13 protein-coding genes, 2 tRNA genes and 1 riboswitch are annotated in these 15,256 nt (G+C 27.7%); of the genes, 10 read left to right on the forward strand and 5 right to left on the reverse strand.

From position 1 onward, the window contains the following. Positions 1-2: 2 nt before the first annotated feature. Positions 3-344: a hypothetical protein gene (locus CP523_RS10405; RefSeq protein ID WP_066674249.1), complete on the reverse strand. Its 342-nt coding sequence runs from the start codon at positions 342-344 to the stop codon at positions 3-5. Between the two features lie 192 nt (positions 345-536). On the opposite strand from CP523_RS10405, the gene CP523_RS10410 reads away from it, so the two are divergent. Both CP523_RS10410 and CP523_RS10415 read left to right on the forward strand, forming a co-directional pair. Beyond that, positions 537-2,708 (forward strand): Tex family protein, encoded by a 2,172-nt coding sequence (locus tag CP523_RS10410; RefSeq protein ID WP_120140835.1) that lies wholly within the window; start codon positions 537-539, stop codon positions 2,706-2,708. A 49-nt stretch (positions 2,709-2,757) separates the two neighbouring features. Continuing rightward, positions 2,758-2,873, forward strand: a riboswitch (FMN riboswitch). 166 nt (positions 2,874-3,039) lie between these two features. Beyond that, positions 3,040-3,636 (forward strand): ECF transporter S component, encoded by a 597-nt coding sequence (locus CP523_RS10415; RefSeq protein WP_120140836.1) that lies wholly within the window; start codon positions 3,040-3,042, stop codon positions 3,634-3,636. Between the two features lie 52 nt (positions 3,637-3,688). On the opposite strand, the gene rimI is transcribed toward CP523_RS10415, so the two are convergent. The 3 genes from rimI to tsaE are packed head-to-tail and all read right to left on the reverse strand — an operon-like array spanning position 3,689 to position 5,296. Beyond that, on the reverse strand, positions 3,689-4,138 hold the full coding sequence (gene rimI, locus CP523_RS10420) for a ribosomal protein S18-alanine N-acetyltransferase (RefSeq protein WP_066674239.1): 450 nt from the start codon (positions 4,136-4,138) through the stop codon (positions 3,689-3,691). After that, entirely contained in the window at positions 4,122-4,838 is a 717-nt protein-coding gene (gene tsaB, locus CP523_RS10425; protein WP_120140837.1) for a tRNA (adenosine(37)-N6)-threonylcarbamoyltransferase complex dimerization subunit type 1 TsaB, read from the reverse strand. Before tsaB ends, rimI begins: the two co-directional genes overlap by 17 nt. Continuing rightward, positions 4,835-5,296, reverse strand: coding sequence for a tRNA (adenosine(37)-N6)-threonylcarbamoyltransferase complex ATPase subunit type 1 TsaE (gene tsaE / locus CP523_RS10430; protein WP_066674236.1), 462 nt, complete (start codon positions 5,294-5,296; stop codon positions 4,835-4,837). The genes tsaB and tsaE overlap by 4 nt, the downstream gene beginning before the upstream one ends. 261 nt (positions 5,297-5,557) lie before the next feature. Between tsaE and CP523_RS10435 the strand changes: the two genes are divergently transcribed. Continuing rightward, a complete protein-coding gene (locus CP523_RS10435; RefSeq protein ID WP_066674234.1) occupies positions 5,558-6,472 on the forward strand; it encodes a metal ABC transporter substrate-binding protein in 915 nt (304 codons plus the stop codon). Between the two features lie 56 nt (positions 6,473-6,528). Then, a tRNA-Trp gene (locus CP523_RS10440) sits at positions 6,529-6,603 on the forward strand. 101 nt (positions 6,604-6,704) lie between these two features. On the opposite strand, the gene CP523_RS10445 is transcribed toward CP523_RS10440, so the two are convergent. Next, a complete protein-coding gene (locus CP523_RS10445; protein ID WP_120140838.1) occupies positions 6,705-7,772 on the reverse strand; it encodes an NAD(P)H-dependent flavin oxidoreductase in 1,068 nt (355 codons plus the stop codon). A gap of 202 nt (positions 7,773-7,974) precedes the next feature. Here CP523_RS10445 and CP523_RS10450 point away from each other — a divergent pair. The 6 genes from CP523_RS10450 (at position 7,975) to CP523_RS10475 (ending at position 15,228) form a co-directional block, all read left to right on the forward strand. Further along, positions 7,975-8,049: transfer RNA gene (locus CP523_RS10450), tRNA-Trp, on the forward strand. Between the two features lie 102 nt (positions 8,050-8,151). Next, positions 8,152-11,394 carry a ligand-binding sensor domain-containing protein gene (locus CP523_RS10455; protein ID WP_066674230.1) on the forward strand — a complete coding sequence of 1,081 codons (3,243 nt, stop codon included), beginning with the start codon at positions 8,152-8,154 and terminating at the stop codon, positions 11,392-11,394. Between the two features lie 122 nt (positions 11,395-11,516). Then, the gene (locus CP523_RS10460) at positions 11,517-11,798 is read left to right on the forward strand and encodes a hypothetical protein (RefSeq protein ID WP_120140839.1); all 282 of its coding nucleotides are present in this window, start codon (positions 11,517-11,519) and stop codon (positions 11,796-11,798) included. 37 nt (positions 11,799-11,835) lie between these two features. Next, a complete protein-coding gene (gene ybaK / locus CP523_RS10465; protein ID WP_066674226.1) occupies positions 11,836-12,312 on the forward strand; it encodes a Cys-tRNA(Pro) deacylase in 477 nt (158 codons plus the stop codon). A gap of 204 nt (positions 12,313-12,516) precedes the next feature. Beyond that, complete coding sequence (licT, locus tag CP523_RS10470; protein ID WP_120140840.1) at positions 12,517-13,365, forward strand: BglG family transcription antiterminator LicT; 849 nt, start codon at positions 12,517-12,519, stop codon at positions 13,363-13,365. 174 nt (positions 13,366-13,539) lie between these two features. Then, positions 13,540-15,228: a PTS transporter subunit EIIC gene (locus tag CP523_RS10475; RefSeq protein ID WP_120140841.1), complete on the forward strand. Its 1,689-nt coding sequence runs from the start codon at positions 13,540-13,542 to the stop codon at positions 15,226-15,228. Positions 15,229-15,256 lie beyond the last annotated feature (28 nt).

A 15,256-nucleotide genomic window follows, 5' to 3' on the forward strand; every position in this document is an offset into this window, starting at 1 on the left:
AATTAGGATTTTTTATATACTAAGTCTATAAATCCATAGCTTACAGAAAATAGTATGCAAATATAGATAAATAGATTAAGTTGATTGCTTATAACTGAAAATACTCCACCAATAATAGAACAAAATAAAATAATTCCATTAATAAATCTAGATAATCCAGATTTGTTAGTTAAAAGTTCTTTCATTGCAGAGATAAGGATTAGAATAAATGTAAGAAAAGCAAAAACATTTCTTAATGTTTTTGAAAATTCTACAATATAATATTCATTTAATATTAAAAACACTACAAAAAATATTAATAATATATTTATTGTTTTGTTTAAAATAGCAGCAAATTTTTTCATACAATCACCTACTGTAAAATATTTACAATATAATTATATCTATTTATTTACATAATATCAATAGGAATAATAAAATATATCATAAATTTATATCACTAAATATTTGAAAGATGTATAGTTGTATTAATTATAAATAATATTATAATAATATTAGTATTATGTAAATTTTAGTAAAAATAATAGGAGGAAACAATGGTTAAGATAGAGGGAAGACTAGCAGAAGAACTAGGAATAAAATTATCTCAAGTGGAAAATGTAATAAGACTTCTAGATGAGGGAAATACAGTTCCATTTATATCTAGATATAGAAAAGAACAAACTGGGGGATTAACAGATGAGATATTAAGAAAATTTCAAGAAAGATTAACATATCTTAGAAGCTTAGAAGAAAGAAAAGCGGATGTTTCAAGGCTTATAGAAGAACAAGGAAAGTTAACAGAAGAAATAACAAAGTCTTTACAAAAAGCTATGACTTTAACAGAAGTTGAAGATATATATAGACCATATAAGCAAAAAAAGAGAACAAGAGCGACTATTGCGTTAGAAAAGGGATTAAAACCTCTTGCGGAATTAATTTTAGAGGGAATATTTAAAGGGAATATTTTAGAAGAAGCTAAAAAGTTTATTAATGAGGATAAAGGCGTTAATAATTGTGAAGAAGCTTTATCAGGGGCTTTAGATATAGTTGCAGAAACAATATCGGATGAAGCTAAATATAGAAAATGGATTAGAAAATTAGTTTTAAAGGAAGGTAAAATTGAGTCAAAAGGAAGTAGTGAAGAAACAACTCCTTATGAAATGTATTATGAATATAATGAAGAAGTAAATAAGATACCTCCACATAGAATATTAGCAATTAATAGAGGTGAAAAAGAAAAAATACTTTCAGTTAAAATTGTAGTTAATGAAGATAAAATAATAAATTATTTAGAGAAAGAATTGTTAAAAGGAAATTCAATAACTGATAATTATTTGAAATCTGCAATAAGAGATTCTCTAAAAAGATTAATATATCCATCTATTGAAAGAGAAGTAAGAGCAGAACTTACTGATATAGGTGAAGAGGGGGCAATAAAGATTTTTAAGGAAAATCTAAAAGCGTTATTAATGCAACCACCTATAAAAGGAAAAGTAGTTATGGGATATGATCCAGGTTTTAGAACAGGGTGTAAAGTTGCAGTTTTAGATAGTACAGGTAAGTTTTTAGAAAAAGCAACTGTATATCCGACTCTTCCTAAAAATGATGTTGAAGGAACTAAAAAGGTGTTAAAAGAACTTGTAAAAAAATATGATGTTGATGTTATATCATTAGGAAATGGTACAGCATCAAGAGAGTCAGAAGAAGTGGTATCAGAAATAATTACTGAAATTAAAAATGAAATTGGAAAAGAACTAGCTTATGTTATAGTTTCAGAGGCAGGAGCATCAGTATATTCGGCATCAGAGTTAGCAACTAAGGAGTATCCAGATTTAGATGTTACTATAAGAGGAGCAATATCAATAGGAAGAAGATTACAAGATCCTATGGCAGAACTTGTTAAAATTGATCCTAAAGCTATAGGAGTAGGACAATATCAGCATGATGTAACTCAAAAAAGATTAGAAGAATCATTAGCAGGAGTAGTTGAAGACTCCGTAAATAAAGTAGGTGTAGATTTAAATACAGCAACGCCATCATTACTTAATCATATAGCTGGAATAAATACAACTATAGCAAATAATATAGTGTTATATAGAGATGAAGTTGGTGGATTTAAAAGTAGAAAAGAACTTTTAAAAGTTAAGAGATTAGGGCAAAAAGCATATGAACAATGTGCAGGATTTTTAAGAGTGATGGAAAGTAAGGATCCTTTAGATAATACGTCAGTTCATCCAGAATCATATAACGTAGCTAAAAATTTAATTAAAGTATTAGGATATACAAGAGAAGATTTAATAAATAAAAGGCTGAATGATATAGAAGAGAGAGTTAAAGAAAAGGGATTAAATAATTTAGTTAAAGAGTTAGAAGTTGGAGAACCAACTCTTAAGGATATAATTAAAGAATTACAAAAGCCGGGAAGAGATCCAAGAGAGGAAATGCCTAAGCCAATTTTAAAAACTGGAGTAATTGATTTAAAAGACTTATCATCTGGAATGGTTCTTATGGGAACTGTTAGAAATGTTTCAGATTTTGGAGCATTTGTGGATATTGGAGTTCATCAGGATGGTCTTGTTCACAAGAGTCAAATGGCCAATAGATTTGTAAAACACCCTTTAGATATAGTTAAAGTAGGAGATGTAATAAAAGTAAAAATAATGGAAGTAGATGAAAAGAGAAAAAGAATTTCTCTTTCAATGAAAGATATAAAAGAAAATGAATAAAATACTTGTAAAATCAAAATGATGGTAATATAATGGAATTATAATAAAACATTATCTTCAGGGCGGGGCGAGATTCCCCACCGGCGGTAAAGCCCGCGAGCTAATTTAGCATGATTCGGTGAAATTCCGAGGCCGACAGTATAGTCTGGATGAAAGAAGGTAGGAAGTTAGATTAAAGAGGTTATTTGTATTTAATTTACATTTAACTAATTTCTTTTACTTGAATTTTTGCCCTGATGTATTTAAAACATCAGGGCTTTTTTATATTTAAAGTAAGACTAGAATTTCTAACTTAATGCCCCAGAGGATAGACTTTTGGGAGGGAATAAAAATGAACAATGAAAACAAAAATTTAAACAAATTAGTAAAAATATCATTACTAGGAGCAATTGCAGTTATATTAATGTATTTTGATTTTCCTGTAATACCAGCATTTGATTGGCTAAAAATAGATTTAAGTGATGTTCCGGCTCTTATGGGAGGGTTTGCTTTTGGACCTCTTGCAGGAATAGTTATAGAACTTATAAAGAATTTATTAATTTTGATTGTTAAGGGAACTAATACGGGATTTGTAGGAGAATTTGCTAATTTTATTGTAGGAGTTTCATTAGTAGCACCTGCGGCTTGGTTTTATCATAGAAATAAGAACAAGAAAACAGCTCTTATAGGAATGGGATTAGGATTTATAGCAATAGAAATAGTAGGAATAATAGCAAATGTGTATTTATTATTACCAGCCTATGGAATGCATATGGAATCAGCTGCATTATTACAATATATAACAGTTGGGTTATTGCCTTTTAACGGAATAAAAGCCGTTATTGTATCTGTAGTAACTTATGTATTATATAAAAAAGTATCAATGGCAATATTTAAAGTTGATTCAAACTTTAATAGTGAAAAAAAGGAACAGCTTACGGAAGCATAATATAAAAAGGAGTTATACTTTAAAAAGTATAACTCCTTTTTATATAATAAAATTAAAGTTTTTTATATTGCATTAATATAGCATTTTCTTTATTATCTTCGTAATAATTTTTTCTAATCCCAATTTCCTTAAAATTAAATTTTTTATATAAATTTTGAGCTGGAGTATTTGATTCACGAACTTCTAAATTTATTATTTCACAATTTAAATCATTGCATAGTTTAAATAAATATTTTAAAAGGTTAGTAGCAATATTATTTTTTCTATAAGAAGGGTGAACGCCTATATTAGTTATGTCACCTTCACCAACTATAATCCAGATACCTACAAAACCAACTATACTATTTGTAGTTTTATCTTTAGCAACTATATATTTAGCTAATGGATTATTAAGTTCAGCTTTTATAGATGAAACGCTCCAAGGAATAGCAAAACAAAGATTGCTTATTTCAAAAACTCCGTTTATATCATTAAGAGACATTAAATTATAAGTTATTTCCATTTTTTAATGCCAACCTTTTTTCAAGCTCTCTTTCTGCTTGAGGTTTTTTTAAATAAAGCGGTGATGAATTCACGCTATCATATTTACCTTCAATAAGCATTTTAATTCCAAGTTCACCTAAAGATGATGCTCTAACTATGCTTAAATGATTTGGAGCAAAAACAGCATTTGGTAAATGTTCTTTTAAGTAATCTTTATGTTTATTTATGCCATCACCAGTAAAGATTACTTTATCTCCTTTTTCTTTAATTAATTTTACTAAATATGGTAAATCAAGAGCATCATAATCAGTTATAGCAGTAAGATTTCCATTTTCATTTTTATATAAACAAGTATAAACACTATTTCTTAAAGCATCCATAATAGGACAAATTATACCATCAAAATTTATTAAAGAGTATGCTAATGCATCTAAGCTAGAAATGCTTACATAAGGTTTGTTTGAGCCAAAGCTTAGCCCCTTAACAGTAGCCATCCCAATTCTTAAACCAGTAAAAGAACCGGGGCCTTTAGAGACTACAAATCCATCTATATCATTTATATCTAAGTTGTTATCTTTTAAAAGCATTTCAACCATATCCATAATTAAAACTGAATGTTCTCTTTTATGATTTAATGTATATTCTCCAATTAGACAATCATCTTTCATAAGAGCTACAGTAGCAACTTGAGAGGATGAATCTATACTTAAAACAATCATATTTTTAACTCCTTTACGTAATTATATCTATCTCCATATGGTGTTATAGTTATTTTTCTAAAATTCTCACCCTTATCCAAATCTTTTTCTATTAATATATGAATAAAGTCTTTAGGTAAAATATCTTCTATGTAATTTGCCCATTCAATAATTGAAACACCATCAGAAAAAATATAATCATCAAATCCTATAGCATATATTTCATCTGGATCACTTACCCTATATACATCGAAGTGAAATAATTTTAGCCTTCCAGAATCATATTCATTAACAATTGTGAAGGTTGGGCTAGTGATATGTTCATTTATATCTAAACCTTTTGCAATTCCTTTAGTAATATGAGTTTTTCCAGTGCCTAAATCTCCTGTTAGGCAAACTATATCTCCGGATTTTAACAATTTGCCAAGAGCATATCCTATAGCAGTTGTACTTTCAACATTATCAACATTAAAGTGCATATAATAGCTCCTTTCTATATAAATCTTTATATTAATATATTTTATCCAAATTCAAGTAAAAAAGAAAGGTAATTTGTAACTATATATAAGTAAATATTTAAAATTATAAAAAATAGTTATGAAAGTAATTTGCTTTTAAGAAGGTTTAATTTTATAATATTGTAACATTATTGTAATATTACTGGAAAAGTGATATAGTATAATACTATTAGGATAATATAAGAAAGTATAAACATATTGAATTTAAAAAGAGGTATTATTATGAAAAAGCTTACTTATATATTAGTTATAGTCACATTAGGTTTATTTATGGGACTTGGTATATTTTCAAGTCCATTATTGGTAAATGCAACTAATGAGTTTGATAAAGAAAGAGAAGTATTTTTAAATATAACGACTGTGAGCAAACCGCAATATTATATGGTGAAATCATTAGTTGGAGATAAACATAATGTAGAATATTTATTTAGCACAGAAGAAGAAATAGAAAAATTTAAAGTAGATGAAAATATAATAAACAATGTATCCAATATAGATTTGTTTATATACACAGGGTTGAACTATGAACCTTGGATAAATAACTTAATTGATAACTTAAAAAAAGGTAGTATAGGAGTAATAAATATTAGCAGAGGTGTTAGACCGCTAGGATATGAAGTTAATAATAGCGCTAAAGAAAATCCTTATTATTTTTTAGGTTATAATGAATATAAAATAGCACTATATAATATAAAACAGTCATTGCAGGAGAGAGATATAAAAAATAAAGATTTTTATGAGGCTAATTATAATAAAAAGATAGAGGAACTTAATGGGATTATAGAACCATTAAAAAAAGAAATTGGAAAGCATAAAAATTATACTGTTATTGTTAATACTGATGAATTTGATTATTTATTAAAAGATTTAGGGATTAATTTTATAAAAATTAAAGGTGAGCCAAGTAAGAGGTCTATAGATGGAAAGATATTAAATGAATCAAATATAGTTTTTATAAAAGATAAATCTAAGCCAATGAAAGAAACTGAAGAATCAACAGATATTTCAAATGAAGAAAAATTAAAATATGATACTGTTGAATTAATTAAATTTGATGGAAAAATTTCATTTGATGAATTGATGATTAATAATATAAAACTAATTGCAGATACTTTAAAAAAATTACCATTGCAATAATTTTAAAAAAAAGTATTGATATTTATGTTAACTTAATATATAATAATAGATGTCTTAGGGGTATGGCTCAACGGTAGAGTAGTGGTCTCCAAAACCATTGGTTCTGGGTTCAAATCCTAGTGCCCCTGCCAAGAAATCTAGTAACGTTAGTTACTAGATTTTTTTATTAACTTTTATAGTAAAAAGGAGTTGTTTTTTAGACAACTCCTTTTTTATGAGTATTTTTATTATATTATGCTAATTTTATTTCTTCAGTAAGCTCATTCATAAGATCTTGAACTGAAACTATTTTTTTTATTTTTGATGCATTTTCACCACAGAATATTAAACCATTTTCAACATTACCTTTTACTGCATTTATTAATGCTTCTGTAATGCAATAAGGTGTAGTTGCTGGATTACAAGGAATTAAACAATTATAGCATTTAGAAACATTAATATTACTATTTAAAGTTCTTTTAACAAAGTTGTTTACTATGGCTCTTCCAGGCATACCAACAGGACTTTTAACAATGTCTATATTAGCCTCTGAGCAATTTATATATGCTTCTTTAAATTTAATATCTGCATCACATTCATTAGTGGCTACAAATCTAGTCGCCATTTGAACTCCAGAAGCACCTAATTTTAAGTATTTTGCAATGTCATATCCATTAAATACTCCTCCTGCTACAATAACAGGAATTGATTTTTTATATTTAATTTCAAAATCTTTAATTACTTTAATAATATTAGTTATAGTTTCATCAAATGCTTCAGTTTCTTCTTGTAATTTTTCTTTATTAAATCCTAAATGACCTCCAGCCTTAGGACCTTCTATTACAACCATATCAGCCGTTATACCATAATGTTTATCCCAAATATTTAATATTACTTTAGCTGCTTTACAAGATGATACTATAGGAGCTAATTTCACTTTAAATCCTTTGGTGTACTTAGGCAATTTAGTAGGTAAACCAGCTCCTGATATAATTAAATCTACACCAGCTTCTATAGCCGCTTCAACATGTTCCTTATATTTATTCATTGCAACCATAAGGTTAACACCAATAATTCCGTTATTAGATTTTTCTTTTGCAAGTTTTATATGCTTTTTTAATGCTCTTAAATTTGCTTCAAGAGTATTTGTTTCAAAATCATCTTCTTTATATCCAGTTTGAGCACCAGAAATAATACCTATTCCACCAGCTTTAGCAACTGCAGAAGCTAAATTTGAAAGAGAAACACCGATACCCATACCACCTTGTACTATAGGTATTTTTGCTATTAAATCTCCAATTATAAGTGGTTTTATATTCATAACAAAACTTCCTTCCCTAAATAATTTGATTATAAAATAATTTGATTATAAAACTATTTTAAACTATTATAACAAATTAAAAAAAATTAACAAGGGAAATTTATATCCAATTAGTTTTTATAATAAAAAGTTAATATTTTAGTATTTACTTAACTATATATTGACATATATTTGTTAGACATGTTAAAATGATTTTTGTTAAAGGGGTATGGCTCAACGGTAGAGTAGTGGTCTCCAAAACCATTGGTTCTGGGTTCAAATCCTAGTGCCCCTGCCAAAAAAAGAGTATATTTTAAATATACTCTTTTTTTTATGTAAAAGAACAGAAAAATTTGTTATAATTAATCTAATATAAAGAAATATACTAAGAGGTAAGGCTATGATTAATAGGGTTAAATATATTGTATCTGTATTAATTTTTATTTCTATTAGTTTGGGTTTTTTTTCAAATATTACATTTGCAGTTAATAATATTGATAGAAATATAAATTTTAAAAGTATAACTATAGAAGATGGCTTATCACAAACATCTATAGAATATCTTTTTCAAGATAGTCAGGGATATATGTGGATAGGTACTGTAGATGGATTAAATAGATATAATGGACATGAATTTGAAATTTTTAGATATAAAGAAGACGATAAAAAGAGTATAACTGGGAATTATATAGCAGCTGTAAATGAAGATTCGGAAGGGAATATATGGATAGGAACATCTAAAGGTCTTAATAAAATAAATACTAAGACTAAGGAAGTAAAATCATATTTTCCTGGTAAAGACGGATGTAATATATCTCATTATAACATAACTGAAATATTAGTTGATTCTAAAAATGATATATATGTAGCAACTGTAGGTGGTTTGAATAAGTACGACAAAGAAAATGATAATTTTGTAAGGATATATAATTCTATTAATACTGAAAGGGCTTTAAGCAATCAGTTTGTTTACTCGATAACAGAAGATATGAACGGAAATTATTGGGTTGGAACTGAAGGCGGTTTAAATAAAATAGAAAAAGATGGTTTAGTAACTAAGTATTATAAGAATGATTCAGATAATAGCATAAGCGCTGACACAATATTCAAAGTTTATGCAGATAAAGAAAAAGGATATTTATGGATAGGTACAAATAATGGAGGTTTAAATAAATTAGATTTATCAACTAATAAAATTGAAGTATTTAAAAATGTACCAGGAGATTCAAAATCCTTACCAGGTAATTTTGTTCAGGCTATTTTAAGGGATAGCAGAGGTACAATTTGGATAGGAACGGATAATGGCTTTTGTACGCTAAATGAACAGACAAATGAATTTACAACCTATAAAGCAAAAGTTTATGATCAACAAAGTTTAGTAAATAATAATATATTAAGTTTGTGTGAGGATAAATCAGGAACTATTTGGGTTGGAACCTATGATGGAATAAGCTTATTTAATCCTGATAATATATTTAAACATTATAAAAAAAATCCTTTTGATGATAATTCATTAAGTGAAAATATGATTGCAGGGATATATCAAGATAAGGATGGATTATTATGGGTAGGAACTGTACATAGTGGTGTAAATACAATTGATAGAGAAAATAATATTGTAACTAGATATAAGAATAATCCTAATGATCCTAATAGTATAAGTGACGATAATATAAGGGAAATAGTTGGAATTGATAATGAAATTTGGATTGCAACAGAAAATGGATTAAATAAATATGATAAAAGTACAGGAAAGTTTACAAGCTATAAATCAGACGGAAGTGATAATAGTTTAATACATGATGATGTGAAGACTTTGTATATTGATAAAGATGGAATACTATGGATAGGGACAAAAAACGGACTTTGTAGTTTTGATAGAAAGAATACATTCACTCAATATACAGATATGCTTAAAGAAAATAAGATAGATGATACAATGTTTGCAGACATTTATCAGGATGAAGATGGAATCTATTGGTTTGCTTCAGGTTTAGAGGGTGGATTAATAAAATATAATAAAGAAACTGGTGAAGTTAAAAATTATAGAACTAATGAAAAGAATAAGAAAAGTTTATCTTATAATGCAGTAAAGTCGATTGTATCAGATAGTAAAGGGACTTTATGGATAGGGACTCAATATGGATTAAATAAATTCGATAAAAATAAGGAAGAGTTCACAAGATATACTGAATCAGATGGTCTTAGTAATAATTTTGTATATGGAATATTAATAGATAGTGAAGATAATCCGTGGATGAGTACAAATTATGGATTATCAAAGTTTGATGTTAAGAAGAACAAGTTTATGAATTTTAATGTAACGGATGGCTTACAAGGAAGTGAGTTTAATGGTCATTCTTACTATAAAAGTGAAAATGGAGAAATGTTCTTTGGTGGAACAAATGGATTAACAAGTTTTTATCCAGAGCATTTAATTGAAAAGAAGTTTATTCCTAAGGTAAATATAGAAAGTGTATACAATAATGGAGAGGAAATTTCTATTGAAGATACAATAACACTTAATTATGATACAAATCAATTTCAATTGAATTTTTTTATGCCAGACTATAGAAATATGAGTAAAATTCAATATGCATATAGATTAGAAGGGTTAGATGATGAATGGGTATTTTCAGAAAATAGAAATTATGCTAACTATACTAATTTGCAGCCTGGACACTATAGATTTTTAGTGAAAGGAAGAAATTCTACTGGAGAATGGAGCGAAGTAAGAGCTATAAATATAAAGGTTAGCAACCCACCTTGGAAAACTCCTATAGCTTATATAATATATTTAATTATATTAATAAGTGTACTATATATTATATGGAATAGAGTTAAAATTTTAGATAGTTTAGTAGAACAAAGAACAAGGGAACTAGATAGTAAATTTAGAGAAAATGAAGAACTTTATGCTAAATTAATCAGAAATGAAAAGTATAAGAATAATTATTTCGTAAATTTATCTCATGAATTAAGAACACCGTTAAATGTAATTTTATCAACTCAACAGCTTATAACTAAATTAAATGAAGATAATAAACCTATACCAAAAGAGAAAATAAGTTATTATATGAGTACATTAAATAGAAACTCTAATAGATTATTAAAATTAATAAATAATATAATAGATACCTCTAAAATAGAGTCGGGGTCATATAAATTAGATATACAAGAATATGATATTGTATATCTAGTTGAAGAAGCAGCTCTTGCAATGAAGGATTTCATAGAAAATAATGGAATAGAGCTTATAATAGATCCAGAGATAGAGGAAAAGGTTATAGAGTGTGATAACACTGAGATAGAAAAATGTGTAATTAATCTCATAGCAAATGCAACTAAATTTACTCCATATGGAGGTAAAATACAAGTTAAATTATATGACTTAAATGATTGGGTTAAAATAAGTGTTAAAGATACCGGAATTGGTATAGAAGAAAAGTATCATGAAGCTATATTTAATAGATTTGGTCAAGCGTATAATGATGTATCAGAAGAACACGGTGGTAGTGGCTTAGGATTAACTTTAACAAAGCAGTTAGTTAATTTGCATCATGGTGAAATTACAGTTAATAGTAAATTGGGAGAAGGTAGTGAATTTGTAATTACATTACCAACAAATCAAAAAAATTATTAGTTATATACTAAGGAGGTTTAATTTTTAAATCTTCTTAGTATAATTGTAAATTTCAAGATTTAAATGATATAATAGAAATATAATTTTGGAATTTTTATAATAATAAAACAGGAAGTGATAAAATGAGAGCAGTAAATGCAAAGGTTATTGCTAGAAGGCAAAATGGTGTTGACGTAAAATTTAGTAATGGCATGAGAGATTTTATTGCATCTATAGATAAGGAGAACTTAACAATTGAAGATATAAAAAACTATAGTGTAAATGTTAAGGTATATTCTATAATTAGAAATTGCTGTAATGCATATCCAGCTAATGTTTTAGAATTAGGAACTAGTAAATCCGATGATGAAGAAATAAAAGATCTTTTAGATAAAATAGTGGATATGGTAGGTTATACAATTTAATAAACATATTTAAATTAGATTAGGAAGGTTTTAAGTAGTGGCAAAAGTTAAGACAAATGCAATTAGGATATTAGAAAAAAATAATGTTAAATATGAAATAATTACATATGATTCTAAAGATGGAAAGATAGATGGTATATCTGTAGCAGAAAAAATTAATAGGAATATAGAGGAAGTTTATAAGACTTTAGTTACTATAGGAAATAGTAATGAATTATATGTATTTGTTATACCAGTAGATAAAGAGTTGGATTTAAAGAAAGCAGCTAAAATAGTTGAAGAAAAAAAGATAGAAATGATACACGTTAAAGATATATTAAAATATACCGGTTATATAAGAGGCGGCTGTTCTCCATTTGGAATGAAAAAGCAGTATAAAACATTTGTAAATGATACGGCTAAAAACTTAGAAAAGGTAATAGTAAGTGGTGGGAAGATAGGAATTCAAGTAGAAATTAATCCAGAAGCCTTAATAGAAATTCTAGATGTAAAATTTCAAGATATAATAAAATAGTAGGGAAAAATAAAATATAAATAAAAGTATATAGAAATAATCAAAAAATCTTGACATCGGTTACTAAAGATGATATTATTAATGCATAAATTAAATGTATGGATTGTTACTGAGACGCAGGCAATACTTAAATTGAGAATGTGGGTTAATCATATCTTAGTTTAGGTTTTTTTTATTTTTCCGCTTTAAGGAGAATTAGGTTTTATGATTGTAGAAAAAATTTTAAACAATAATGTAGTTGTTTCAATAGACCCTAAAACAAAAAAAGAAGTTATCCTTATGGGGTGTGGAATTGCTTTTAGGAAAAAAGTAGGCCAGGAAGTTGATGAGAGCAAGATTGAGAAAGTGTTCATGGTTGATGATAAGAGGTTAGGGAACAAGCTAAAGAAACTAATCAATCAAATTCCAGATGGGGTATTTGAATTATCACATGAAATAATTTGTCATGCTAGTAAAGAGTTAGATAGAAAGCTTGATAAGCAGATATGTATTTCACTTTCTGATCATATAGCTTTTGCGTTAAAAAGATACAGAAATAAAATCCAGATAAAAAATGATTTATTAGATGAAATAAGACGTATTCACAAAGAGGAATACAAGGTAGCACATTGGGCAGTTGATTATTTGAATAAAAAATTAAAAATTAATTTGCCAGAAGATGAAGCAGGATTTATAGCTTTACATTTAGTAAATGCTAGTTACAATGAGACGGCTAAGGAATCACTTATTGCTACAAATGTTATAAAAGGAGTTTTAAACATAATAAGATATTATTATTCGGTAGAATTTAATGAGGATGACTTAAATTATGATAGACTTCTAACCCATCTTAAATATTTTGCGAAAAGGGTTATAACAAATAATCAACACAAGGAAAGTGATAGTACATTTATAGAATTAGCATCTCAAACTTATCCAGAGGCTTTTGATTGTGCTTTAAAGATAAGGTATTACATAGAAAACAACTATGATTATGAGGTTAATAATGATGAAATAGTATATTTAACTATGCATATTCACAGAGTTATTTCAGTTTTAAAAGATAGCAATTAAATAATTAGATTGTTACTGGTTATGCAGGCAAGACTTAGATTTATTGGAGTAATTTTATATTATATATTTAAACCTATTGGTTAATAATATATATGTATAAAAGTAAACTGCTCTAATAAATTTAAGTCTTTATTTTTTTATATTATTATTTATAAATTAAGGAGGAATTATAAAATGCTACAACAATTACAAAGAATTGGTAAGGCTATCATGCTTCCAATAGCAGCCCTTCCAATAGCAGGTATTTTACTAGGAGTTGGTGGTGCATTACTAGGTATTGCAGGATTAAATGATGCACCAGCAGTATATCAACCATTAATAGCTTTCGTTTCTATTCCAGCAGTTACTGCGATTCTTACAATAATGAAGAATGTTGGAGATATAGTTTTTGGTAACTTACCAATACTATTTGCAGTAGGTGTTGCTGTAGGGCTTGCTAAGAAAGATAAAGGTACAGCAGGTTTAGCAGCAGTATTTGGTTTCATAGTAATGAACCAAGTTATAGGAACACTTTTAGGATTAGGTGCTACTCAATTAGGTACGATAACTCCAGATAATGTAGGAGATTATGGTACTTATGTAACTACAACAGTTGGTATATTTAATTTAAACATGTCAGTTTTTGGCGGTATCATAACAGGTATTGTTACAGCAATATTACATAATAAATATTACAATATTCAATTACCACCAGTAATAGGATTCTTTTCAGGATCAAGATTCGTTCCAATAATTACTGCTTTAGCTATGGCTCTTGTAGGTGCAATTTTAGCATTCTTATGGCCAATAGTTCAAAATGGTATAACTTTAATAGCTAATTTTGTTAGAGATGCAGGATTTATAGGTACATTCTTATATGGTGTTGTTGAAAGAGCATTAATTCCATTTGGTTTACACCATATATTCTATACTCCATTCTGGTTTGGTTCTTTCGTTGAAGGACAAGTGCTAATAAATGGAGCATTCCAAACAATTGCTGGTGCTAATACTGCATATTTTGCTCAATTATCAAGTATGTCTGATTTAGTAGGTGCTTCAGCAGATACAATGAGTACTATAGTTCAAGGAACTACTAGATTTATGGCTGGTAAATTCCCATTTATGATGTTCGGATTACCTGCAGCAGCATTTGCAATGTATAAAACAGCTGCTCCAAGTAAGAAAAAGGTTGTTGGATCATTATTAGTATCAGCAGCAGTAACATCATTCTTAACAGGTATTACTGAACCATTAGAATTTACATTCTTATTTGTTGCTCCAGTATTATATGGAGTTCATTGCTTACTTGCAGGTTTATCATTTATGTTAATGGATATATTTAGAGTATTCATAGGTATGACTTTCTCAGGTGGATTTATTGATTTCGCATTATTTGGTTTACTTCCAGCAGGTGCAGGAGTGCCAACAAGATGGTATATGATAATTTTAGTTGGACTTGTTTACGCAGTAGTTTATTATTTCTTATTCACATTTATGATTAAGAAGTTTAACTTAAAAACTCCAGGTAGAGATGAAAGTGAAGAAGAAACAAAACTTTACAGTAAGGCAGATTACCAAAAAGCAAAAGGCTTAAACGGTTCAAAAGAAGAAAAAGCTTCAAAAAATGGTAATGGTTCAAATGAAATAGTTGAAAAAGCTCCATTAGTATTAGCAGCTTTAGGTGGAGAAGAAAACATTGTTAGTGTTGATGCTTGTATAACAAGATTAAGAGTAGAAGTTAAGGATAAAGCTAACGTAAATAAAGATGAATTAAAGAAGCTTGGTGCAGCAGGAGTTGTTGAAGTAGGTAATGGAATTCAAGCAATATTTGGTGCTAAAGCTGATGCTTACAAACATGAGATAAATGGTATTTTAGGAGAGTAAGCTAGTTTGAAATAAATAAGTGGTGTTC

Origin of the sequence: Clostridium septicum, from assembly GCF_003606265.1 — a bacterium.
Lineage (GTDB): Bacteria > Bacillota > Clostridia > Clostridiales > Clostridiaceae > Clostridium > Clostridium septicum.